Below are 23,351 nucleotides of genomic sequence, written 5' to 3'. Positions count from 1 at the left end.
GCTACCGGCTCACGAGGAGCGGCGGCGGGCCAGGTAGGTGCCGCCCGCGGCGACCAGGACGACCACGACGGCGGCGCCGACGAGCAGCGGCACATTGCTGCCGTCGCCGGAATCGGTGCCCGTCGCCTTCGCCGAGGCGGCCGTGTCGTCGGACGCCGTCGCGAAGTCGACCGGGTCGCCGTCGGCCGGGGTGCCGGACGGCGCTACCTCGCTGGCGCAGCCGGTGGTCGGGTAGTCGGCGATGCCGCACAGCAGGGGACCGAAGCTGCCCGACTCGGTACGGGTCTTGGGCTCGACCGCCTGCAGCACCTGCAGCCCGTTCGCCTGCGCCGGCACCGCGGCGCACAGCGCCTGCGGCTGGGGCGGAGTGCGTCCCGGCTCGGCGTCCTGCTTCACGCCGTAGTCGATGAGGACGGCGACCCGCTTCTGTCCGGCGGCCGCCTTCGTGCCGCCGCAGACGGCGTCGAAGGTCACCTTCTGGAGGTCGGCGCGCGGCCGGTTCGGCTTGGTGAAGTCGGCCGGCGCCGCGTAGCGGTAGCCCTCGACGGCACCGTCCGCGGGGACGGCCTCCGCGGGGCCGGTCGCCGCGGCGACGAACGCGCCGTCCTGCACCGTGAAGTACGCCCAGTACCGGTAGATGTCCTGCGCCTCGGCGGTGCGCGGAGTGAGCACGGCACCGGCTCCGACGAGCAGCAGGGCGAAGGCGGCGGCGACGATGACGCGAGCGAGACGCATGAACGGGGTGCTTCTTTCTGGTGCGGCACCACGGGGGTAGCCGGACCAGGTCCGGCCCCTGATCCGTAGACCTCGACGGTGGGAGCCAGCATCCCGCTCGGCGTTCCGGCTGTACGGCTGCGGGTCAGCGCCGGAATCGCACCGGCTTTCCCGAGTCGGGACATGCGGTCTCCGTGCGGAGACCGTCAACCAATGTCCCACCTTCGGACGGCGTCGTCAAAGGCGCCCTGGTCACACCGGCGAGGGCGCCGCCCCCTCCGCGTTGAGCAGGCCGGTGCGCTCGTGGCAGCCGAGGTACTCGAACCGCAACCGATCGGCGTCCAGCACGGAGACCTCGTGGTAGAGCCGCAGCCCGGCGGCGCCACGGAAGTGCTTCACGAATGTGCCGAACGCACCGAAGATGCGCAGATGCGTCCGGTGCGAGCGCGACCACTGCTCGAGCTCGGCCAGCGAGTGCCACCAGCTGTGGCCGTACGTCTTCTCGATGAGCCGCTCGCCGTCGCTCAGCTGCATCAACCGGTTCGCGTAGCAGCCGACGCCGAGGCCGTCCGTCGTGAGGAAGTCCATGCCCTCGCGCAGCACCGGCTGGATGTCGTGCAGCCACTGCTCGCGCGGCTCGTCCACCGTGTCGACCCAGTCCTGCCCCGACCGGATCAGCGCCATCCCGTCGTGCGGCCGGACGATCACGTGGTCGCCCGCCCGTTCGAAGGCCAGCGTCCCGTGCGGCTCCAGGGCCGACGTCTGCGACGCCGGCAGCCGGTCGCGCATGCTGCCCCAGTAGGCGTGCTCGGCGATGTCGTCGCTGACGCCGTCGGCCGTCACCGCGATGCCCTCCATGCGGCGCCGGCTCCCGGTGATGGTCTCGAAGTCGCGCGCCCGCGGCGTCGCGACCTCGATGAAGAACCCGGTCTCGGCACGGTCGCGCCCCGGATCGGTCCACGGCTCGTGCGCGCTCTCCCAGCGCCGGTAGGCGCCCTCGTCGAGCCAGTACAGCGCCGTGAGCTCGTTCGTGAAGCCGTCCGGGTCGACCACGACGGCGAGGTCGTGGTGCGACGGCCCGTCGGCTGCCGCGATCCGCTCCCGGAGGTCCTGCGCCGCGGCCGCCGCGGCCGGCGGCCGCTCGCCGCGGTACTGCAGGCCGTAGTACGCCATCACCACGTCGTCCACCGACGTCGGGAAGCGCGCGCTGAACGCCGGGGACGGCGGGTTCCAGCCCTCGCGCATCCGCATCGGCTGGGTGCGCGCGACGGCCAGGTGCTCGGGGATCGACGACTCCATGGGACCTCCTCGGTGACTACGCCGACCCTAGCCCGGTCAGGTGACCGCAGTCATCCGCTCAGCCCGGGGCGCCGGACCTGAGCACCTGGTCGAGGGGATACGGCGCGATGGTGGGCACCTGCTCGAAGGTGCACGACTCGGGGGTGCGGTCGGGGCGCCACCGGACGAAGGAGGCGAGGTGCCGCAGCCGCGGGCCCTGGAACTGGTCGTAGGCGACCTCCACGACGAGCTCGGGTCGCACCGGATTCCAGGACAGGTCCTTCCCGGCGCTCCACCGGCTCTGGCCGCCGGGCATCCGGTCGTCCGAGCCGGACTGCTCCGCCCACGCCGCCCACGGGTGCTCGGACGGCTCGCACCGGTAGGGCTGCAGGAGATCGACCAGCTCGGCGCGCTTCTTCGCGGTGAAGGACGAGCAGGCGCCCACGTACTGCAGCGCCCCGGCGGCGTCGTACAGGCCGAGCATCAACGACCCGACGACCTGCCCGGACTTGTGCCACCGGAACCCGCACACGACGGCGTCGAGGTCGCGGCGGTGCTTGAGCTTCAGGAACGCGCGGACCCCCGGCTGGTAGGGCGCGTCGAGGTCCTTCGCGATCAGGCCGTCGAGCCCGGCGCCCTCGAGCTCGGTGAACCACGTCTGCGCGGCGTCCCGGTCGCCGGTCGACGGGGTGAGCCAGATCGGCGGCTGGACGTCGCCGAGCACCTCGTCCAGCAGCACCCGACGCTCCCGCAGCGGCCGGTCCAGGATCGCGGCGCCGCCGTGGGCGAGCAGGTCGAAGATGACGAGCTCGGCGGGCGTCTCGCCGGCCAGCAGGTCGATCCGCGACTGGGCCGGGTGCAGGCGCGCCTGCAAGGCGTCGAAGTCGAGCCGTCCGCCGCGCTCGATGACGATCTCGCCGTCCACCACGCACCCGTCGGGCAGGTTGTCCTCGAGCGCGCTGGCCAGCTCGGGGAAGTACCGCGTCAGGTCGGTACCCGTGCGGCTGTCGATCGCGACGGCGCCCGACTTGTGCACGATGGCCCGGAAGCCGTCCCACTTCGGCTCGAAGAGGTAGTCGCCCTGGGCCGGCAACGCCGTGACCGGCTTGGCCAGGGCGGGGGACAGCGGTCGCTCGATCATCTCAGTCCAATCGCGAGACGGCCGCCTCGGCGGTCTCGACGTTGATGTGGGTGCGGATCGGCCGCGAGCCGACCCCGTCCAGCGCGGTCGCGAGGTTGGGCAGCACGGTGTTCGCGACCCGCGACACCGACCGTCCCACGTCGTACGGCGGACCCACCCAGAGGGTCAGCCACACGTCGACGGCCTCGGCGGTCGCGCTGACCCGGGCCCGCGCGTGGTCGATGCCGTCCTGGTTGACGGCGTCGCGCTCGACGCATTCCGCGAGGTGCGTCCCCGACACGTTCAGCGACCCCGCGCCGTCCCGCGCGAGGTCGACGCGGGAGCTGCCCTGCAGGCGCACCTGCGAGGACACCCACCAGACGCTGAGCGCGGCGACGATCGCCAGCAGGACGGCGACGAGCGGCCACACCCACGTCGCGTGGTCGGCGTACCAGCGCGTCGTCGGCGAGGCAAGCACCGGGCTGTCGCTGCGGCGCCTGCCGAGCGCGCCCGTCGCGTGCAGCAGGACGCCGATTCCCGCGAGCGCGGCGATCGCGCCGAGGACGTACAGCACCGCGCGGTCGATCCGGTCGACCCGTTCGTCCCTCATGACGCGGACCCGGCTGGGCCCGCCGGACCGCTCAGCGTCGCGGCCTCGGTGCGCGGCTGCCCGTCGACGACCTCGAGGTCGAGCCGCGGCAGCCGCTGCCACGGGATCTTCTTCAGCGCGTGCGTCAGGGCCGCCTCGAGGTCGGCCTCGACCCGCTCGTAGCCGGCCAAGGGCGCGGTCGCGTTGACGCGGGCGACGTCCGCGCTGACCTCGACGCTGGCGGTGGCCACGCCGGACACCGCCTCGGCCTGCCGCCGCAGCATCTGCGCCACCGCGCGCGGCGCGATGACGACGTCCACGTCGTCGGTCGGTCGGGCGAGCGCGAACAGCCGCGGCCGCGACAGGGTCGCGACCACGATGAGCAGGACGCCGCCGACCAGCAGGCCGATCCCGGTGTACACGACCGCTCCGGCGGACCACGGAGTCGTCCGCAGCGACCGGTACCAGAGCGAGAACGGCACGATGAAGTCGCCGCTGCCGGTCAGCGCCGCGACGATCTGGCCGAGCCCGAGCAGTGCCGCGCCGACCAGCAGCAGCCCGGCGAGCGCGCTGACGAAGCGCAGGAGGATGCGCTGCCCGGTGCTCATCGCACCCGCGTCCGTCGCTCGAGGTTGACCGGCAGCGCCTCGACGTCCACGGCGACCACCCGCAGGCCGCACAGCCGCTCGACGTCGTCGACGACGACCGCGCGGACCGCTGCCGCGAACGCGGTCAGCGGCGCCGGGTACAGGGCGCCGGTCGAGACCGACAGGCGCGCGTGGCGGCCGGTGACCTCCGCGCGGACCCGTGGGGCGGTGGACTGCGGCGCGCCCGCGTGGGTGCGCGGGGTGACGGCGCCCTCGGCCCGATGGCAGGCGTGCCCGGCGATGCGCTCGACGACGTACGGCGAGATGCGGGTGAACCCGCCGGGCGACCCGGGGCCGCGCCGGTCCTCGGTCGACGGTGTGCTCATGCCCGGTCGCGACCCTTGCCGCGGGTCATCGAGCCGAGGTCCAGCTCGCCGTCCACGACACGGCCCAGCACCAGGCCGATCGCGCCGAGCGCGGCGACCAGCAGGAAGCCGGCGAAGCCGCCGACGATGGCGGCGAGGCCGAGGGCCATGCCCGCGACCAGTCCGATCTGTGCTGAGCTCATGGTGTCCTCCGTGTTGCCGGCTCGCGGTCGATGGGCGTGGCGCCGGTGCCGGCGGGCTCGCCGGGCCGTAGCGCGTCGGTGATGTCCTCGATGTGCACCGCGATGACGCCAGGGTAGCCACCGGCGGCCCGGCGCACCGCGTCGCGGACGGCGCGTCCGAGGGCCCGCAACGCCACCGACTCGTCGGCCACGACATGGACGTCGATCCGGCCCTCCGCGATACGCACGCCCCACACCCGACCGGCCGGCGAGTAGGTGGCGGCCGTGCCGTACGGCCCGGCGTGCATCGCCAGCACACCGGGCGTCGAGAGCGTGGCGTCGCGCACCACGACGGGGTCGGTCACTGCAGCCGCTTGTCTCGCGGATCGGCGACGGCCGGGAGATTGACGTCGTCGACGGTGATGTTGACCTCGACCACCTGCAGGCCGGTCATCCGCTCGACGGCGGCGACGACGTGCCGGCGGACGTCCCGGGCGATCTGGGTGATCGGCGTGCCGTACTCGACGACGATGTCCAGGTCGACCGCGGCCTGCGTCCGGCCCACCTCGACCGACACGCCGGACGTCGGCGACGGCGTCGCGCCCGGGAGGCGGTCGCGCACCGGCGTCACCTGTCGGGCGGCTCCCACGCCCAGCGAATGCACCCCGGCGACCTCGCGCGCGGCCAGCGCGGCGATCTTCGCGACGACGGCCTCCGAGACCGAGATGGTGCCGTTGTCGATGTCGAGCCCCTCGGACACCGGTCCGGCGGGCGCTGCGTTCAGGTCGTCGTCCGCGATAGCCACATCGCCATCTTTCCTAATGCGACCAGACGTGTCGAGGCGCGGCGATCCCGCGTGTCGCCTCACCCGAGGTGGCGGCGTACGACGCGCCCCGGCGCCGGATCGCGGCCCGCGAGGTCGCGAACGGCGGCGTACACCTCTGTGATGGTGTGCGTCGGCTCGTCCTGGTCGTGCCGCTCGCCCGGGCCGAGGATCGGCGTGTCGACGACGAGCTCGCGGTAGGAGACGGCGGCGTCGCGTCCCTCGGCGGCGAGGACGTCCAGCATCATCGCCTGCCCGGCACCGGCCACGCTGATCGCGATCGAGCCCTCGCAGGGATAGTGGCTGGCGATCCCGTTCAGCGCCAGGTACACGGGCCGCGGTCCCGCCAGGACCGGCGCGAACGCGCGGGCGGCGCCGAAGTGCGCGGTGAGGTTGCTCGCCAGGGTCGCCCCCCACGTCGCCATGGGCAGCCGCAGACCCGGCTCGGCGACGTACCACCCGCCGACCGCGGCGATCGCGAGCTCGGGCGCGTGCTCGGCCAGGCCGGCTGCCACGGTCTCGGCGGATTCCTCGTCGGTGAGATCGACCTGCCACGGCCGCGCGCCGGTCTCGGCGGCCACCCGCTCCAGGGCCTGCCGGCCGCGGGCGACCGCGTGCACCGCGACGCCGTCCGCCGCGAGCAGCGCGCACAGCTGCCGACCGACGCCGCCGGTCGCGCCGACCACGACGGCCGTGCGTAGTTCGTCGCTCATGGCGGCTCCTCTGCCAACTAAGGTCGATACCGAACGCCACGGTACCGATGCGTGAGGAGCAGGGATGAGCAGCGACAAGAGCAGGTCGAAGGATTCCGAGCGGACCGAGAACCTGCGCGCGATCCTCCGGGTGCCGGCGAACCGGCCCGCGGCCGCCCAGCTGCTCGCCGACCTGCAGCCCGGCTCGACGCCGGCCGGGCCGTCGGGGAAGAAGGCCGCGGCGAAGGCCATGAAGGCCTACGCGGGCGAGCTGGCCGGGCTGCAGGAGCGGCTGTTCGCCAACGCGCGCGGCGGAGCCGACCGGCGGGTCCTGCTCGTCCTGCAGGGCATGGACACCTCGGGGAAGGGCGGCGTCGTCGAGCACGTGCTCGGGCTGGTCAACCCCGGCGGCATCCGGATGCACGCCTTCAAGGCCCCCACAGAGGAGGAGAAGCGGCACGACTTCCTGTGGCGGGTGCGCCAGGCGCTCCCCGGCGAGGGCCAGATCGGCATCTTCGACCGCTCGCACTACGAGGACGTCCTCATCGTCAAGGTGCACCAGCTGGCCTCGGACGCCGAGATCCACGAGCGGTACGAGAAGATCAACGCGTTCGAGCGGGAGCTGACCGACGACGGATACACGATCGTGAAGTGCTTCCTGAACATCTCGAAGGAGACCCAGAAGGAGCGGCTGCTGGCGCGGCTGGACGACCCGCAGAAGCACTGGAAGTTCAACCCCGGCGACATCGACGAGCGCGCGCGGTGGGATGACTACCAGTCGGCGTACTTCGAGGCGCTCACGCGGTGCACCAGCGACGCGGCCCCGTGGTACGCCGTCCCGTCGGACCACAAGTGGTACCGCAACTGGGCGGTCGGGCAGCTGCTGCTGGAGACGCTGCGCGAGCTGGACCCGCAGTTCCCGCAGATGCACTTCGACGTGCAGGAGCAGCGCGAGCGGCTGCTCGCGGCGGGCTGAGCGCCCGCGGCTACCCGGTCCGGTCGCCGGTCGTCCGATCGGGCACCTGGGTGGCCGCGAGGCGCGCGGCCCGGGCGCTGACGAGCAGATCCTCCAGCCGCACCCGCGCGCCGTCGGCGGCGGTCAGCGGCACGCGCCAGTTGGGGTACTCGTCGCGGGTCCCCGGCTGGTTCTGCATCCGCAGATCGCCGACCGCGTCGGTGAGCGCGACGTTCAGCAGGCGTGCCGGCGTGGCGCGCAGGTGCCGGTGCAGCGCGAGGATCTCGTCCTCCGTCGCGTCGTCGCCGGCGCCGGGGACGAGGTACCCGCGCGCGGACAGCATGGACCGCCAGCGGGCGAGATCGGCCTCGTGCTCGGCCCGTTCGTCGGCGAGCGGGCGGCCGAGCAGACCGAGCCGGTCGCGGACCTCCAGGTGCGCGCCGCGGAGGTATCCCGCCGTCGGGGCGAGGTCGTGGGTGGTCACCGACGCCATCGAGTACTCGCGGAACCGGTCGGCGGGCAGCGGAGCACCGGTCGCGTCGCGCTCGAACCAGGCGACCGACGTGCCCAGCACGCCGCGCTCGGCGAGATAGTCACGCACCCAGCCCTCGACCGTTCCCAGGTCCTCACCCACGATCACGGCGCCCGCGCGCTGCGCCTCGATCATGAGGATCGCGATCAACGCCTCGTGGTCGTAGCGCACGTACGTGCCGGCCGTCGGGCTCGCGCCCTCGGGTATCCACCAGAGCCGGAACAGCCCGATGATGTGGTCGACCCGGATGCCGCCCGAGTGCGCCAGGGTCTCGCGCACCATCTCTCGAAAGGCCGCGAAACCGCTGTCCGCCAAGCGATCGGGGCGCCACGGCGACTGGGTCCAGTCCTGGCCGAGCCGGTTGTAGTCGTCCGGGGGAGCGCCGACGCTGACGCCGCGCGCGAACAGGTCGGGGTGGCTCCACACCTCGCTGCTGGTCGGCCCGACACCGACCGCGATGTCGTTGAGGATCCCGATTCGCATGCCGGCGTCCCGGGCGACGGCCTGCGCGGCGACCAGCTGCTCGCCGGCCAGCCACTGCAGCCAGCAGTGGAAGTCGACGCGATCCGCGTGCTGCGCCGCGAACGCGGCGGTCTCGGCGGACGAGGGCTGCTGAAGAGCCTCGGGCCACTGCCGCCAGTCGTGGCCGTGCTGCTCGACGAGCGCGCACCAGACCGCGAAGTCCCGCAGCTCCGCGCCTGCCCGCGCCCGGTAGGCATCGAAGGCGAACTGGCGCAGCGTCGATCGACCGCAGTCGTAGATCCCTTGCAGGGCGGCGATCTTCGCCGTCCACACCGCGTCACGGTCCACGGTGTCCCGGTCGCCGACGGCGGCCAGGAGCGCGGACCGCGCAGCGCTTACGTCCGCCCGGACGGCCTCCGGCGCGGTCGCGAGCTCCGGCACCGCCTCGGGGCGCAGGTAGATCGGATGCACGAACCGGCGGCTGCTCGGCGAGTACGGCGAGGCGCCGATCGGCGGTGTCGGCTCGGCGGCGTGCAGCGGGTTCACCAGCAGGTAGTCGCAGCCCTGGGTGGCCGACCACGTCGCGAGGTCCGCCAGGTCCTGCAGGTCGCCCATCGCCCAGCTTCCGGCCGACTGCACGCTGTACAGCTGGACGCCGTACCCCCACACCTGCTCCCGACCGATGCTCAGGGGCAGGTCGAGGAACCGGGGAGCGACGATGAGCGGCGCCCGCTGCGGCGCTCCGGCTCCGGAGAGCTCGACGGCGTGGTAGCCGGGCGGCAGCTGCGGCGGCAGCCGGAAAGTGACCTCGTCGAACCCGTCGGTGCCCGCCACGCGCGGGACCTCCTCCGGCGGAACCTCGAACAGCGGCACCGTGCCACCGGAGCCCAGGACGACCCGCAGGCCGGCGGAGGTGCCGGAGGGCAGGCGGACGGGGACGTCGGTGTGGTCACCCACCCGGTGCACCACGCACCTGGGCAGCGCGCGATGCAGCACCGCGGCGCGACCGCGCGCCAGCGCGGCGGCCGCGCCGCCGGCCGACGTGCTGTCGACCCCGAGCGCGTCGAGCACCGACCGGATGGTGGACGGCGCGACGCTGACCTGGCCGCCCATGCCGGCGTACTCGGTGGCGACGCCGTACAGGTCCGCGAGCGCGCGCAGGTGCTCGTCCACCGTCACTCCCCGGCGGCCTCGAGCAGCACCAGCATCGAGCGGGCGGGGACGTTCAGCGTGCTGCTCGCCGCCAGCACGTCCTCGGAGATCTCGTGCCGCCCGGTCGCGGTGTTGACGACGACCCGCCAGCCGGGTGCGTAGTCGCCGTCCGGGAGCTGGAAGCCCAGATCGCCCTCGTAGGCGTTGAACAGCAGCAGGAACGAGTCGTCGACGATCGGCTGGCCGCGGTAGTCGGTGCCCTTGATGCCGGCCCCGTTGAGGAACACCATGATCGACTTGCCGAAGCCCGCGCCCCAGTCGGCCTCGGTCATCTCGTCGCCGGACGGCGTCAGCCAGGCGATGTCGCGCTCGACGTTCCCCTTGTCGTCCGGCTCGGGATGGCCGTCGAAGAACCGCCGACGCCGGAAGATCGGGTGCTCGTGGCGGAGCTTGGTGAGGGCCGAGGTGAAGGCCAGCAGGTCCTCGTCGACGGCGCTCCAGTCCACCCAGGTCAGCTCGTTGTCCTGGCAGTAGGCGTTGTTGTTGCCCTGCTGGGTGCGGCCGAGCTCGTCGCCGTGCAGCAGCATCGGCACGCCCTGCGACAGCATCAGGGTCGCGATGAAGTTGCGGCTGCGCCGCTCCCGCAGCTCGCGCACCTCGGGATCGTCGGTCGGCCCCTCGGCGCCGGAGTTCCAGGACCGGTTGTGGCTCTCGCCGTCCTGGTTGCCCTCGCCGTTGGCCTCGTTGTGCTTCTCGTTGTACGACACCAGGTCGCGCAGCGTGAAACCGTCGTGGGCGGTGACGAAGTTGATGGACGCGGCCGGTCGCCGGCCGTTGTGCGCGTACAGGTCGGAGGACCCGGTGAGCCGCGAGGCGAACTCGCCGAGGGTCGCCGGCTCGCCGCGCCAGAAGTCGCGGACCGTGTCGCGGTACTTGCCATTCCATTCCGTCCACAAGGGCGGGAAGTTGCCGACCTGGTAGCCGCCCTCGCCGATGTCCCAGGGCTCGGCGATGAGCTTGACCTGGCTGACCACCGGGTCCTGCTGGACGAGATCGAAGAACGCGGCCAGCCGGTCGACGTCATGCAGCTCGCGGGCGAGGGTCGCGGCGAGGTCGAACCGGAAGCCGTCGACGTGCATCTCGGTCACCCAGTAGCGCAGCGAGTCCATGATGAGCTGCAGCGAGTGCGGCTGACGGACGTTGAACGAGTTCCCGGTGCCGGTGTAGTCGACGTACTTCGACGGGTCCTCCTCGCTCAGCCGGTAGTACGACGCGTTGTCGATGCCCTTGAACGACAGGGTCGGGCCGAGGTGGTTGCCCTCGGCGGTGTGGTTGTACACCACGTCCAGGATGACCTCGATCCCCGCGCGGTGCAGCTCCTTGACCATGCCCTTGAACTCCTGGACCTGCTGGCCGCCGTCGCCGGCCGCGGAGTACGCGTTGTGCGGGGCGAAGAAGCCGATGGTGTTGTAACCCCAGTAGTTGGCCAGGCCGTCCTTCACGAGCCGGTCGTCCTGCACGAACTGGTGCACCGGCATCAGCTCGATCGCCGTGACGCCCAGGTCGCGGAGGTGGTCGATGATGACCGGGTGCGCGATCCCGGCGTACGTGCCGCGCTGGTCCTCGGGGATGTCCGGATGGGTCTCGGTGAGCCCCTTCACGTGCGCCTCGTAGATGACGGTGTTGTGGTACGGCGTGTTGGGCAGGTGGTCGCTGCCCCAGTCGAAGAACGGGTTGATGACCACGGAGCGCATCGTGTACGGCGCCGAGTCCGTGTGGTCGGGCTCCCCGGTCTCGTGGTCGTACCCGAACACCGCCTGGTCCCAGATGATCTCGCCGGAGATCGCCTTGGCGTACGGATCGAGCAGCAGCTTGCTGGGGTTGCAGCGGGCGCCGGTCGCGAAGTCGCCGGGGCCGTGCACGCGGTAGCCGTACGCCTGGCCCGGCTCGATGCCCGGCAGATAGCCGTGCCACACGAAGCCGTCCACCTCGGGCAGCGTCACGGTCTTCTCCGTGCCGTCACCGTCGAACAGCACGAGATCGACCTGGGTGGCGACCTCGCTGAACAGAGCGAAGTTGGTGCCGGTGCCGTCGTAGGTCGAGCCCAAGGGGTAGGGCGCGCCGGGCCAGATCTCCATGTAGTCCTCTCCGGTGACGGCTGCCTGCCGTCACGAGAGGCAAGTGTCCCAGGTTCGGCCGGGCATTCGTGTCGGCGGGTCGACGTACGCTGGTCGGCGTGCGAACCAAGAGCGATCTAGTACCCACCAAGGGCACCTTCGAGGTGATCAGCGAGTTCCAGCCGTCCGGCGACCAGCCGACCGCGATCGACGATCTCGAGCGGCGCATCCGGGCGGGCGAGCAGAACGTCGTCCTGCTCGGCGCCACCGGTACCGGCAAGTCGGCGACGACCGCGTGGCTGATCGAGCGGGTGCAGCGCCCGACCCTCGTCATGGCCCACAACAAGACGCTGGCGGCGCAGCTGGCCAACGAGTTCCGCGAGCTGCTGCCGAACAACGCCGTGGAGTACTTCGTCTCGTACTACGACTACTACCAGCCCGAGGCCTACGTCCCGCAGACCGACACCTATATCGAGAAGGACTCCTCGGTCAACGAGGAGGTCGAGCGGCTGCGCCACAAGGCGACGATGTCGCTGCTGACCCGCCGCGACGTGATCGTGGTCGCGACCGTCTCGTGCATCTACGGCCTGGGCACCCCCAAGGAGTACGTCGACTCGTCGGTCCGGCTGAAGGTCGGCGAGGAGTTCGACCGGGACCGGCTGCTGCGCAAGCTGGTCGACATGCAGTACGCGCGCAACGACATCGCGTTCTCGCGCGGGACGTTCCGGGTGCGCGGCGACACCGTCGAGATCATCCCGGCCTACGAGGAGCTCGCGCTGCGCATCGAGATGTTCGGCGACGAGATCGAGAAGCTCTTCCACCTCAACCCGCTCACCGGCGAGGTCGTCGGCGAGACGGAGGAGATCTTCATCTTCCCGGCGACGCACTACGCCGCGGGCCCGGAGGCGATCGAGCGCGCGGTGCGCGGCATCGAGCTCGAGCTCGAGCAGCGGCTGGCCGAGCTCGAGAAGCAGGGCAAGCTGCTGGAGGCGCAGCGGCTGCGGATGCGCACCCAGTACGACGTCGAGATGATCCGGCAGGTCGGGTTCTGCTCCGGCATCGAGAACTACTCGCGGCACCTCGACGGGCGGGCGCCCGGCTCCGCGCCGTCCTGCCTGCTCGACTACTTCCCGGACGACTTCCTGCTGGTGATCGACGAGTCGCACCAGACGGTGCCGCAGATCGGCGCGATGTACGAAGGGGACATGTCGCGCAAGCGCACCCTGGTCGACCACGGCTTCCGGCTGCCCAGCGCGATGGACAACCGGCCGCTGAAGTTCGAGGAGTTCACCGAGCGCATCGGGCAGACCGTCTACCTTTCCGCGACGCCGGGCAAGTACGAGCTGGACCTGGCGCACGGTGAGTTCGTCGAGCAGGTGATCCGTCCGACCGGCCTGATCGATCCCGAGGTCGTCGTCAAGCCGACCAAGGGCCAGATCGACGACCTGGTCCACGAGATCCGCGAGCGCACCGAGCGGGACGAGCGCGTCCTGGTCACCACGCTCACCAAGAAGATGGCCGAGGACCTCACCGACTACCTGCTCGAGCTCGGTATCCGGGTCCGCTACCTGCACAGCGAGGTCGACACGCTGCGGCGCGTGGAGCTGCTCAAGGAGCTGCGGCAGGGCGAGTACGACGTCCTCGTCGGCATCAACCTGCTGCGCGAGGGCCTCGACCTGCCGGAGGTGTCGCTGGTGGCGATCCTCGACGCCGACAAGGAGGGCTTCCTGCGGTCGGGCACCTCGCTGATCCAGACGATCGGGCGCGCGGCGCGCAACGTCTCCGGCCAGGTGCACATGTACGCCGACACGATCACGCCGTCCATGGCGCAGGCGATCGACGAGACCAACCGGCGGCGCGACAAGCAACGCGCGTACAACGAAGAGCACGGCATCGACCCCCAGCCGCTGCGCAAGAAGATCGTCGACATCCTCGACGGGATCTACCGCGAGGCGGACGACGCGATCCCGGTCGGCGGCAGCGGCCGGGCCCAGTCCCGCGGCAAGAAGTCGATCCCGGGCGGCGGGGGAGCGGAGTCGGCCGGCATCATCCCGGACGACGTCCAGTCGCTTCCGCGGGCCGAGCTCGCCGACCTCATTGCGAAGCTGCAGGAGCAGATGCTGGCCTCGGCACGGGAGCTGCAGTTCGAGCTGGCCGCGCGGCTGCGCGACGAGATCGGCGACCTGAAGAAGGAACTGCGCGCCATGGACCGCGCCGGCGTCTGACGCATCTCCGTTGGTCGCCTGGGTGTGGTCGTCCCTGATGTGGTCGGCAACCCTCGTGTGGTCGTCCCTGATGTGGTCGTCGACCGAGGAGGACGGCGACGAAGGAGCCCGTCCGAGCGAGTGGAGGCGCCGGGAGCGATCGATGTCCGCAACCCCGGCGTACGCGCCGTCAACACCGGCGACGGTTGTCCACAACGGGCGGACGACGACCGGCGGTGAGCAGTCGCGACCGTGGATCATGCCGTCATGTTCAAAGGCGGAACGATGTACATCCTGAGGTGCGCCGACGACACGCTCTATGTCGGCAGCACAACCGACCTGGAGAGCCGAATGTGGCAGCACCAGAACGGCGGCGGCGCGGCATACACGCGGCGTCGGCGGCCGGTCGAGCTTGTCTACACCGAATCCTTCGACTCGGCGGACGCCGCCTTCTACCGCGAGAAGCAGGTGCAGGGCTGGAGCCGTGCCAAGCGCGATGCGCTCATCGAGGGGCGACTCGACGACATCACGTCGAACATGTCGACGACGTGGGCGAAGAACCGCGCCGCAGAGCGCGACGCGCGCGGACGTCGTCCGGGCTGAGCCGGCTCCGCACGCAGCTACCGGCGTCTCCGTTCCGCGCGGCCTCGGTCGCTGGCGCTCCCTCGCCGCGCTCCAGTCGACGACCAATGGAGTTCCCGACCACAGGATGCGACCGAGGGAGGACCGTGACCCCGGTGTGGTCGTCGACCTGGTGTGGTCGTCGACCTGGCGTGGTCGTCGACCGAGGAAGGACGGTGACCCCGGGTGTAGTCGTGACCTTGTGTGGTCGCCGACCGAGGAAGGACCGTGACCCCGGTGGGGTCGTCGACCCCGGTGTGGTCGTCGACCGAGGGAGGACGGCGACGAAGGAGCCCGTCCGAGCGAGTGGAGACGCCGGGAGCGACCGATGTCCGCACCCCCCCGGGGTTCGCGGTCAACCCCCGGTGTACGCGATCAACTCCCGGCGTTCGGGGTCGACACCGGTGGCGGTTGCGTACAACCCGTGGACGACGGCCTGTGGTGAGCAGTCGCGAAGCGGGATCCCCGAGTCGTTCGGGCTACGTCATTCCGGCGGCGTACGCACCCACGGTGCCGGCGAGCTCGGCGATCTGCTCCCGGACCTCCGCGTCGGGGTCGCCGGCGACCACCAGCGGGTCCGCCACCGGTTGCCACTGCATGCCCGTGGTGATGGCCTCCAGCGCGCGCAGCGCACCCGAGGCATCGCTGTTGGAGTGCAGCACCGCCGCGAACGGCAGCGACTTCGTCGCCTCGAGGCACGGGTAGTAGATCTGGTCGAAGTAGTGCTTCATCGCGCCCGCGAGGTAGCCGATGTTCACCGGTGACAGCAGCACGACGCCGGCCGCGGTGAGCGTGTCGTGCGCGCCGGCGGTGAGCGCGGGCAGCGAGCAGGCCTCGATCACGCCCAGCTCCTCGATGCCCAGCCCCTGGAGGGCGGCCTCGTGCACCGCGGCGGTCGAGATCGAGACGGTGTGGTGGACGACGAGGACCTTCTTCCGGTCGCTCATGCGGGCCTCCTCTCGTGGCTCGTTCCACCATGCCACGGCTAGGCTCGAGCCATGATCGACGACTCGTTGCGCGGACCCTTCTACGGCTACGGACTCGAGGAGGCCCGCGACCTCGTCGCGCGTTCCGGTGTCCGGGCGGTCGCCGAGCAGGCGCTCGACGCGATCGACCGGATCAACCCTGCCCTCAACGCCTTCGTGTACGTCGACCGGGCGCAGGTCTTGCGGGACGCCGACCGGCTCGACGCGCTGCCGGCGAGCGAGCGCGGACCGCTGTTCGGCCTCCCGGTCGCCGTCAAGGACCTCGTCGACGTGGCGGGCTGGCCGGTCACCCACGGCTCCCGGCTCAACGCCGCCCGCGTCGCCGGGGAGGACGCCGCCGTGGTGACCCGGCTGCGCGAGGCCGGAGCGCTGATCCTCGGGATGACGCTCACCCACGAGTTCGCCTACGGCCCCACCGGGGACATCAGCCACCAGGGCCCGAGCCACAACCCGCACGACCTCGACCGGATGACCGGCGGCTCGTCGGCCGGCAGCGGGGCCGCCGTCGCGGCCGGTCTGGTGCCGCTCGCCCTCGGCACCGACACCGGCGGCTCGGTACGGGTGCCCGCGGCACTGTGCGGCTGCGTCGGGCTCAAGCCGGCGCACGGCGAGGTCCCGGTGCAGGGCGTGCACGACCTCGCCCCGACCCTCGACCACGTGGGCGTGCTGGCCACCAGCGCCGACCTGGCGTGGCTCGGATGGTCGGTGCTGACCGGTCGCCCGGAGCCCGAGCCGGTGGCCCCGCAGTGGTCGTGGCTGGACATCGACGCAGTGCCGCTGGTCGACCGCCGGATCGCGCGCGCGGTGCGCGCCCTGTACGACGAGGTCTCCGAGAACAGCACCGTCGACGTGTCCCTGGGCAACTGGCCGGAGATGCGCGGGACGGCGGGCACCATCATGAGCCGCGAGGCGTACGACGTCCACGCGCACCAGATCGACGCCCGCCGTGACGAGTACGACCCGTCCACCTGGGAGCGCATCGACTCGGGGCGGCACATCGACGACGCCCAGTACGACGAGGCACTGCGCACGAGAGGCCTCTGGCGGGAGTCCCTCCAGCAGTTCCTGGACGACGACCAGGTGCTCGCGGCGCCGACGGTCGGGATCACGGCCCCGACGATCGGCGAGCGGGAGATGTCCGTCGACGGCGAGCCGGGGCTGAGCACCCGCATCGTCACCAACCTGACGGTGCGCTGGAACCTGGTCGGCTTCCCGGCGATCAGCATCCCCGCGGGCGAGCTCGACGGCCTCCCGTACGGCATCCAGCTGATCGCCAAGCCGGGCTGCGAGGGCGCGCTGCGCGCCGCCACCGCACAGGTCACAGCCGCCGGAGCGCCGCTCGGGCGTCCCGAACGGGCATAATGGACCGATGAGTTGGAGGGGAGTATTCCCCCGCGCCGCGCTCGTCATCACGGCCACCCAGGTGGCCCGGGCCGGCGGCCGTCCCCAAGGCGGTGGAAGAGACCTCCGGATCGATGAGCGCGCCCGCGACCGCGACGCGCAACAGAACCGGAAGGCAAACCCTTGCTCAGTCCCGTGACGGGCGTTCTCGCCCAGACCAACCCCGACACCGGCGCGCCGTTCTTCCCCGCGTGGGTCTGGCTGGTCACGATCGGCGCCGTCCTGGCGCTGATGGCCGTCGACCTCTTCATCGTCGACCACAACCCGCACGAGGTCTCCACCAAGGAGGCCGCTCGGTGGGTCACGTTCTACGTCGCGCTCGCCGTGCTGTTCGGGCTCGGCATCTGGTACTTCGTCGACGGCACGCACTCGATCGAGTTCTTCTCGGGCTACATCCTCGAGTACTCGCTGAGCGTCGACAACCTGTTCGTCTTCGTGCTCATCATGAGCTCGTTCGCGGTGCCGAAGAAGCACCAGCACCGCGTGCTGCTGATCGGCATCCTGATCGCGCTCGTCCTGCGCACGCTGTTCATCGTGCTGGGCGCCGCCGTCATCAGCCGGTTCCAGCCGGTCTTCTTCCTGTTCGGCGCGTTCCTGCTCTACACGGCGTGGAAGCTGGCCACGGAGTCGGACGACGACGAGGACGAGTACGAGGAGAGCAAGCTCATCCGGATGGTCCGCAAGGTCTACCCGGTGACCGACGACTACCACGGCGCGAAGACCTCGGTGAAGATCGACGGCAAGCGCTGGCTGACGCCGATGTTCATCGTCATGCTGGCGATCGGCTCGACCGACCTGCTGTTCGCGCTCGACTCGATCCCGGCGATCTTCGGCGTCACCAAGGAGCCGTTCATCGTGTTCACGGCGAACGCGTTCGCGCTGATGGGTCTGCGGCAGCTCTACTTCCTGATCGGCGGCCTGCTCGACAAGCTCGTGTACCTCTCGAAGGGCCTGTCGATCATCCTCGGGTTCATCGGCGTGAAGCTCATCTACGAGGCGTGCGCGGCGCTGGGCTGGCTGCCGCACATCGAGACGCGGCTGCTCACCATCATCTCGCTCGGCTTCATCGTCGTCGTCCTCGCCATCACCACCGTGCTCAGCCTGCGCAGGAGCCGCCGCGACGACGAGGTGCGGGACGCGGAGGCGCAGCAGGCGATCTCTGGGTACGACGGGGATCCTCAGACGCAGTAACGGGGGGCAGGTGCGGCGCTCGATAGGGTCGGGGAATGCAGCCACGCGACCTCGACAAGATCCGCACCCTCTCGTCGCCGACGGTCGACCCGTCCGGAAGGTACGTGGTCTTCGCGGTGAGCCGCCCGGACACCACCGAGAACCGTTACGTCTCCAGCCTGTGGCGGGTCCCCGTCAAGGGCACCGACGCGCCGGCGCAGTTCACCTACGGCAGCAGCGACTCGTCGCCGGCGTACTCGCCGGACGGCAGCCGGATCGCCTTCCTGCGGGCGGACGACGACCGCAAGCCGCAGATCTGGCTGATCGCCGCGACGGGCGGCGACGCCCGGCAGGTCACGTCCGCGCCGTTGGGCGTCACCCAGTTCGCGTGGTCGCCGGACGGCACCCAGATCGCCTACAGCGCCCGGGTTCCCGAGCCGGGACGCTACGGGACCGACAAGGACGTCAGCCCCGAGCAGGAGGCGCCCCGGCTGATCGAGGGGGTGCGCTACCTGGCGGACGGCCTCGGCTACCTGAACGACCGGCCGTCGAAGATCTTCCTCGTCGCGGACCTCGCCGGCGAGGGCATACCCGAGGCGCGCGCGCTCACCTCCGGGCCGGGAGACGACACAAATCCGCTGTTCATGAGCGCCGGTGCGCGCGTCGGGTTCATCGCGAGCCGTACCAAGTCGGGTCGGTTCGTGCCGGACACGATGGTCGAGGACCTGTGCTCGGTCGATCTGCGCGGCAAGAAGTTCCAGCGCCACACCCCGGGCACCGGGTCGGTGGCCCGCGCTGTCGTCGATCCCGCGGGCGATCGGGTGTACGTCGGCCGCACCGACCTCGGGCGGTCGAGGCAGGACTTCGTCGCCCGCAACATGGTCTGGTACCGCCTCGGCGACGACGCACCGCTGACCGACCCGGAGACCGACCACGCGGAGCCGGTCGCCGTCGCGACCGAGAGCGGCCTCATCGGCGTCTTCTCGGTGCGCGGTGACGCGCACGTCCGGTCGCTCGGGGACGCCCTCGCCACCGTGCTCGACGGGGACGTCAGCGCGACCGGCGTGGCCGCCTCCGGCAAGGTGGTCGCCGTGGTCGCCTCCACGCCGGACTCCTACGGCGAGATCTACGTCGGCAGCGCCCGGTCGCTGACCCGGCGGTCGAGCTTCGCAGGCTCCCTCACCGGGACGGCCGCGCCGATCCCGCGCACCGAGCTGGTCGCCTCCAGCACCGACGACTACCCGGTGCACGGCTGGGTGCTGAAGCCGCAAGCCGGGAAGGGCCCGTTCCCGGTCGTGCTGATGGTGCACGGCGGCCCGTACGCCCAGTACACGGGCAACCTGTTCGACGAGGCCCAGGTGCTCGCCGGCGCGGGGTACGCCGTCGTGATGTGCAATCCGCGCGGGGGCGCCGGGTACGGCGCCGCGCACGGCCGGTCCCTGAAGGGGGCCATCGGGACGGTCGACGTGGACGACATCCTCGCCTTCCTGGACGAGGCGCTGCGCGACAAGCAGCTCGACGCCAAGCGGGTCGGCATCATGGGCGGCTCCTACGGCGGCCTGATGACCACCTGGATCCTGGGCCACTCGGACCGGTTCGTGGCCGGGATCAGCGAACGAGCGGTGAACGCCTGGGACAGCTTCGCGGGCACGAGCGACATCGGCTGGTTCTTCGCCGACGAGTACGCCGGCTCGCACATCATGTCTCAGTCACCGCTGACGCATGCCGGGAACATCGACACCCCGATGCTGATCATCCACAGCGAGCGCGACTTCCGCTGCCCCCTGGAGCAGGGCCAGCGGTTGTTCGCGCTGCTGCAGAAGCGCGGCGTCCCGTCGAAGCTGCTGATCTTCCCCGGCGAGGGGCACGAGCTGAGCCGATCGGGGCAGCCTCGGCACCGGCTGCAGCGCTTCGAGCACATCCTCGACTGGTGGGCCGAGTACCTGCCGACGTCCTGACCGGCGGCTCGCTCAGGCGCCGAGGTGCTCCCGGCGTCGGGCGGCGAGCTCGGTGAGAAAGCGGGCGACGGCTGCCGTGTCGGGGATCCGCACGTCGGCGGCGGTCTTGCCCTCGCCGACCTTCACGCCCACGTCGGGGGCCGACAGCCGCACGAACGCGCTCTCGTCGGTGACGTCGTCGCCGAGGAAGACGACCGCGGTCGCGCCGTCGATCTCCCGGAGCCGTTCCAGGGCCAGCCCCTTGCTCGTCTCGATCGCCGCGATCTCGACGACCTGCTTGCCCGCGGTCAGGTGCACGCCGGGGATGACGCACGGGCCGCGCTGGATCGCGTCCACCGCCGCGTCGCGCGCGTCGGCGGCGACGTGCCGGTAGTGCAGGGCGGTGCTCGCCGGTTTCTTCTCGACGAACAAGCCCGGGAACCGCGCGGCCAGGTCGTCCGCCTGCCGGTTCAGCTCGGCGAGCCGGGCGCGTTCCTCGTCGGTCAGGCCGGCGGAGAAATCGCTGTCGAACTCGACGCCGTGCGAGCCCACCAGGTGCACGGAGGAGGGGAGCGCGGTGAGCTCCGCGAGCACGTCGAGCGCGCGCCCGGACACGACCGCGACCGTCGTGGCGGCCAGCCCGGCGAGCTCGGCCAGAGCGACCTGGGTCTGCGGGTCGGTCCGCGCGTCGGCAGGCACGTCGACGATCGGCGCCATGGTGCCGTCGAAGTCCGACGCGACGAGGAGGTGGTCGGTGCGGCTCAGCGCATCGATGGCGCGGAGCGCGTCGTCCGGCAGGTTGATCGGCTCGGTGCTCATCGGCTGCCCTCGCGGTTCTCGCGCCGGATTCTCGTGATGTCGTCGACGAAGGTCTGCGCCCAGTGCGCGACGTCGTGCTTGGTGACCTGGCGCTGCAGCGACCGCATCCTGCGGCGTTGCTCGGCGCGCGGCGCCTCGATGGCCTCCAGGAACACCTCCTTGACCCCCTCGATGTCGTACGGGTTCACGAGGTACGCGTTCTTCAGCTCGCGGGCCGCCCCGGCGAACTCCGAGAGGATCAGGCTGCCCGTGCCGTCGAGGCGGCACGCGATGTACTCCTTCGCGACCAGGTTCATGCCGTCTCGGAACGGTGTCACCACCATGATGTCGGCGGCCAGGTACAGCGCGACGATCTCGTCGCGCGGCATCGAGCGATGGATGTAGTTGACCGCGGGGTTGCCGACCGCGCCGTACGACCCGTTGATCCGGCCCACCGTGCGCTCGACGTTCTCGCGCAGCACGCGGTACTGCTCGACGCGCTCGCGGCTCGGGGTGGCGACTTGGATCATCACCGTGTCGGAGGCGTCGATGCGGTCCTCGTCGAGCAGCTCCTCGAGCGCCTCCAGCCGGATGCCGATGCCCTTCGTGTAGTCCAGCCGGTCGATGCCGAGCAGCACGGTCCTGGGGTCGCCGAGGTCGTGCCGGATCTGCCGCGCCCGTTCCTGCACCTCCGGCATGGAGGCCAGCTCGACGAAGCTGGAGACGTCGATGGAGATGGGGTACGACCGGGCGCGCACGGTGCGCCCGTCGACCTGCACGGCCGCGCCGGACGGCTTGAGCCCCAGCCGGTCGCGGGTGAGGCGCAGGAAGTTGGCGGCGCCGCCGGGTGTCTGGAACCCGACGAGATCGGCGCCGAGCAGCCCCTCGAGGATCTGCCGGCGCCACGGGAGCTGGCCGAACAGCTCGGTCGGCGGGAACGGGATGTGCAGGAAGAAGCCGATGCGCAGGTCGGGGCGCTTCTGGCGGAGCATGGCCGGCACGAGCTGCAGCTGATAGTCGTGCACCCAGACGAAGGCGCCTTCGGCCGCGACCGACGCCGCGGCGTCGGCGAACCGCTGGTTCACCGCCACGTAGGCGTTCCACCAGGCGCGGTGATACTCCGCCGGCACGATCGCGTCGTGGTACAGCGGCCAGAGCGACGTGTTCGAGAAGCCCTCGTAGTACTCCTCGATCTCCTGGGCCGCGAGCGGCACGGGATAGAGGGTGAGGCCGTCGTTGTCGAAGGGCGCGATCGGCTCGTCGACGCCGTCGGAGGCGTCGCCGGCCCAGCCGACCCACGCGCCGTTGCCTTCACGCTGCCGCATGAGCGGCTCGACCGCGGTGACCAGGCCGCCGGGGGAGCGTCGCCACGACGTCTGCCCGTCACCCCCGACGATCCGGTCGACCGGTAGGCGGTTGGCGACGACGACGAAATCACTCTTGTGGGCCACGATGACGACACTACCCAGGGACGGGGCACTTCCGGGCGCACGGGCGCAAGCCCTCAGAATGCGCCCGAAAGCCGGGTGATTCAAGACTGGTATTCCGTCGAGTTCGGCGTACCGTCATGGGTGTAAGGAAACAGCCGGACAGCGGTAAGCCCTTACAGGCACGAAGCCCTCGGTGGTTGTTCAGAGGCGGTTCCGGACCCACGTAAGCGTCCCCGCATCGGTCGAAGGACCACGACCCACCCCGGGCTTCGTGCCTTTCTATGCGTACCTCCACGTTCCCCTCGCCCCGCGACGCCCTTACCCGCTCGTCGAGCGCCCCCTTGGTCGTCGAGCGCCCCCCTGGTCGTCGAGCCTTTTCTCGGTCGTCGAGCGAGCGTCGGGGGGCGGGCACTGTGACGGCCTGGGCCTAGGTGCCGGGTTCCGCACCCCAGACGCTGCACAGGTCGGCATCTTGAGCGGGCCGTTTTTCTTTGGTCGTCGAGCGAGCGAGCCCCCTGGGGCGAGCGATGTCGAGACGCCGGGAGCCGACAATGTCCCCAAGCCGCGCGGTGGCCGTCCACAGGTGACCGGTTGTGCACAGATCCCTGCTGCAGCGGGTTCTGTCGCCGAAATCTTGTCGGTGCCGGTCCGTAGATTCAGGGGCATGATCAGCAGCCCGCCCCTGACGGACCCGGGAGCCGACGTGGGCTCGCCGGTGGCGGTGGTGCGCGGCGCGTGGCTGGCGGTGCAGCAGCTCGCCCTCGACGCCGCGGCCCCGACGGGCACGGCCGATGCTGCGGACACGCCCGCCCCGGCGGTCTATGCGTCACCGGCGGACGGCTCGGCGGATGCGGCTGCGGCTGCGGACACGACCGACCGGGGTCTGGGCAGCGTGAGCGATGCGGGGCTGATCGACATGCTCGGTGATCTGCGGCGGTTGCGGGCGGCGGTGGCCGCGGTCGAGGCACACGTGCAGGTCGCGTTCGACACCTCACTCCGCAGCGCGGCCCTCGCCGCGGGCGCGACCCGTCAGGATGCCGGCAAGGGCATCGCCGAGCAGGTCGCCCTCGCCCGCGGCGTGTCGCCGTGGCGGGCCGCGAACGACCTCGCCCTCGCCAAGCGCCTCGTCCACGAATTGCCGCGTACCCTCGCGCTGCTGACCGGCGCCGCGATCGGCGAGCAGGCCGCGCAGAACGTCGCCCGCGAGACCGTCTGCCTGATGCCCGAGGACCGCGC

Annotated in this window: 22 protein-coding genes and 1 riboswitch; of the genes, 7 read left to right on the top strand and 15 right to left on the bottom strand. The window is 71.3% G+C overall.

The genetic code is table 11. The annotated features are described in order from the left end of the window. Positions 1 to 9: 9 nt before the first annotated feature. From F8A92_RS14140 to F8A92_RS14095, 10 genes are all read right to left on the bottom strand, one after another. Positions 10 to 735 carry an SCO2322 family protein gene (locus F8A92_RS14140; RefSeq protein WP_153505810.1) on the bottom strand — a complete coding sequence of 242 codons (726 nt, stop codon included), beginning with the start codon at positions 733 to 735 and terminating at the stop codon, positions 10 to 12. A gap of 90 nt (positions 736 to 825) precedes the next feature. Continuing rightward, a riboswitch (adenosylcobalamin-variant (AdoCbl-variant) riboswitch) is annotated at positions 826 to 897 on the bottom strand. Between the two features lie 69 nt (positions 898 to 966). Continuing rightward, on the bottom strand, positions 967 to 2,013 hold the full coding sequence (locus F8A92_RS14135; protein ID WP_153505809.1) for a phenylacetaldoxime dehydratase family protein: 1,047 nt from the start codon (positions 2,011 to 2,013) through the stop codon (positions 967 to 969). Between the two features lie 58 nt (positions 2,014 to 2,071). Next, entirely contained in the window at positions 2,072 to 3,133 is a 1,062-nt protein-coding gene (locus F8A92_RS14130) for an ATP-dependent DNA ligase (RefSeq protein ID WP_153505808.1), read from the bottom strand. Position 3,134: 1 nt separating this feature from the next. Beyond that, positions 3,135 to 3,722, bottom strand: coding sequence for an Asp23/Gls24 family envelope stress response protein (locus tag F8A92_RS14125; protein ID WP_153505807.1), 588 nt, complete (start codon positions 3,720 to 3,722; stop codon positions 3,135 to 3,137). After that, the gene (locus tag F8A92_RS14120) at positions 3,719 to 4,309 is read right to left on the bottom strand and encodes a DUF6286 domain-containing protein (RefSeq protein WP_153505806.1); all 591 of its coding nucleotides are present in this window, start codon (positions 4,307 to 4,309) and stop codon (positions 3,719 to 3,721) included. The genes F8A92_RS14125 and F8A92_RS14120 overlap by 4 nt, the downstream gene beginning before the upstream one ends. Then, on the bottom strand, positions 4,306 to 4,674 hold the full coding sequence (locus F8A92_RS14115) for a hypothetical protein (protein ID WP_153505805.1): 369 nt from the start codon (positions 4,672 to 4,674) through the stop codon (positions 4,306 to 4,308). The genes F8A92_RS14120 and F8A92_RS14115 overlap by 4 nt, the downstream gene beginning before the upstream one ends. Further along, positions 4,671 to 4,856 (bottom strand): hypothetical protein, encoded by a 186-nt coding sequence (locus F8A92_RS14110; RefSeq protein WP_153505804.1) that lies wholly within the window; start codon positions 4,854 to 4,856, stop codon positions 4,671 to 4,673. The genes F8A92_RS14115 and F8A92_RS14110 overlap by 4 nt, the downstream gene beginning before the upstream one ends. Continuing rightward, the gene (locus F8A92_RS14105; protein ID WP_153505803.1) at positions 4,853 to 5,200 is read right to left on the bottom strand and encodes a hypothetical protein; all 348 of its coding nucleotides are present in this window, start codon (positions 5,198 to 5,200) and stop codon (positions 4,853 to 4,855) included. Before F8A92_RS14105 ends, F8A92_RS14110 begins: the two co-directional genes overlap by 4 nt. Further along, entirely contained in the window at positions 5,197 to 5,640 is a 444-nt protein-coding gene (locus F8A92_RS14100; protein ID WP_228389465.1) for an Asp23/Gls24 family envelope stress response protein, read from the bottom strand. Before F8A92_RS14100 ends, F8A92_RS14105 begins: the two co-directional genes overlap by 4 nt. A gap of 59 nt (positions 5,641 to 5,699) precedes the next feature. Then, a complete protein-coding gene (locus tag F8A92_RS14095) occupies positions 5,700 to 6,371 on the bottom strand; it encodes an SDR family NAD(P)-dependent oxidoreductase (protein ID WP_153505802.1) in 672 nt (223 codons plus the stop codon). Between the two features lie 64 nt (positions 6,372 to 6,435). Between F8A92_RS14095 and F8A92_RS14090 the strand changes: the two genes are divergently transcribed. After that, positions 6,436 to 7,326, top strand: a complete 891-nt coding sequence (locus F8A92_RS14090; RefSeq protein ID WP_153505801.1) for a PPK2 family polyphosphate kinase — start codon at positions 6,436 to 6,438, stop codon at positions 7,324 to 7,326. 10 nt (positions 7,327 to 7,336) lie between these two features. Here the strand turns inward: F8A92_RS14090 and malQ are convergent, their stop codons facing one another. Continuing rightward, the gene (malQ, locus tag F8A92_RS14085) at positions 7,337 to 9,472 is read right to left on the bottom strand and encodes a 4-alpha-glucanotransferase (RefSeq protein ID WP_228389464.1); all 2,136 of its coding nucleotides are present in this window, start codon (positions 9,470 to 9,472) and stop codon (positions 7,337 to 7,339) included. 2 nt (positions 9,473 to 9,474) lie between these two features. After that, complete coding sequence (gene glgX, locus F8A92_RS14080; protein ID WP_153505800.1) at positions 9,475 to 11,589, bottom strand: glycogen debranching protein GlgX; 2,115 nt, start codon at positions 11,587 to 11,589, stop codon at positions 9,475 to 9,477. A 98-nt stretch (positions 11,590 to 11,687) separates the two neighbouring features. On the opposite strand from glgX, the gene uvrB reads away from it, so the two are divergent. Together uvrB and F8A92_RS14070 are read left to right on the top strand one after the other, a co-directional pair. After that, positions 11,688 to 13,793 carry an excinuclease ABC subunit UvrB gene (gene uvrB, locus F8A92_RS14075; RefSeq protein WP_194291502.1) on the top strand — a complete coding sequence of 702 codons (2,106 nt, stop codon included), beginning with the start codon at positions 11,688 to 11,690 and terminating at the stop codon, positions 13,791 to 13,793. 246 nt (positions 13,794 to 14,039) lie between these two features. Continuing rightward, positions 14,040 to 14,375, top strand: a complete 336-nt coding sequence (locus F8A92_RS14070; RefSeq protein WP_228389463.1) for a GIY-YIG nuclease family protein — start codon at positions 14,040 to 14,042, stop codon at positions 14,373 to 14,375. A gap of 497 nt (positions 14,376 to 14,872) precedes the next feature. On the opposite strand, the gene F8A92_RS14065 is transcribed toward F8A92_RS14070, so the two are convergent. Then, entirely contained in the window at positions 14,873 to 15,340 is a 468-nt protein-coding gene (locus F8A92_RS14065; protein WP_194291501.1) for a flavodoxin, read from the bottom strand. A gap of 51 nt (positions 15,341 to 15,391) precedes the next feature. On the opposite strand from F8A92_RS14065, the gene F8A92_RS14060 reads away from it, so the two are divergent. The 3 genes from F8A92_RS14060 (at position 15,392) to F8A92_RS14050 (ending at position 19,908) form a co-directional block, all read left to right on the top strand. Next, entirely contained in the window at positions 15,392 to 16,741 is a 1,350-nt protein-coding gene (locus F8A92_RS14060) for an amidase (protein ID WP_153505798.1), read from the top strand. Positions 16,742 to 16,915: 174 nt separating this feature from the next. Beyond that, positions 16,916 to 17,971, top strand: coding sequence for a TerC family protein (locus F8A92_RS14055; RefSeq protein ID WP_228389462.1), 1,056 nt, complete (start codon positions 16,916 to 16,918; stop codon positions 17,969 to 17,971). A 35-nt stretch (positions 17,972 to 18,006) separates the two neighbouring features. Beyond that, on the top strand, positions 18,007 to 19,908 hold the full coding sequence (locus tag F8A92_RS14050) for a S9 family peptidase (RefSeq protein ID WP_153505797.1): 1,902 nt from the start codon (positions 18,007 to 18,009) through the stop codon (positions 19,906 to 19,908). Positions 19,909 to 19,920: 12 nt separating this feature from the next. Here the strand turns inward: F8A92_RS14050 and otsB are convergent, their stop codons facing one another. After that, complete coding sequence (otsB, locus tag F8A92_RS14045) at positions 19,921 to 20,706, bottom strand: trehalose-phosphatase (protein WP_153505796.1); 786 nt, start codon at positions 20,704 to 20,706, stop codon at positions 19,921 to 19,923. Continuing rightward, positions 20,703 to 22,136, bottom strand: a complete 1,434-nt coding sequence (locus tag F8A92_RS14040) for an alpha,alpha-trehalose-phosphate synthase (UDP-forming) (protein ID WP_228389461.1) — start codon at positions 22,134 to 22,136, stop codon at positions 20,703 to 20,705. Before F8A92_RS14040 ends, otsB begins: the two co-directional genes overlap by 4 nt. Before the next feature lie 643 nt (positions 22,137 to 22,779). Between F8A92_RS14040 and F8A92_RS14035 the strand changes: the two genes are divergently transcribed. After that, positions 22,780 to 23,351, top strand: a 572-nt coding sequence (locus F8A92_RS14035; RefSeq protein WP_228389460.1) for a hypothetical protein, incomplete at its 3' end; no start/stop codon positions are given.

This window comes from Cumulibacter manganitolerans, from assembly GCF_009602465.1.
GTDB lineage: Bacteria > Actinomycetota > Actinomycetes > Mycobacteriales > Antricoccaceae > Cumulibacter > Cumulibacter manganitolerans.
The sequence above is the reverse complement of the archived record's forward strand: the minus strand, read 5'-3'. Positions and strand labels throughout refer to the sequence as shown.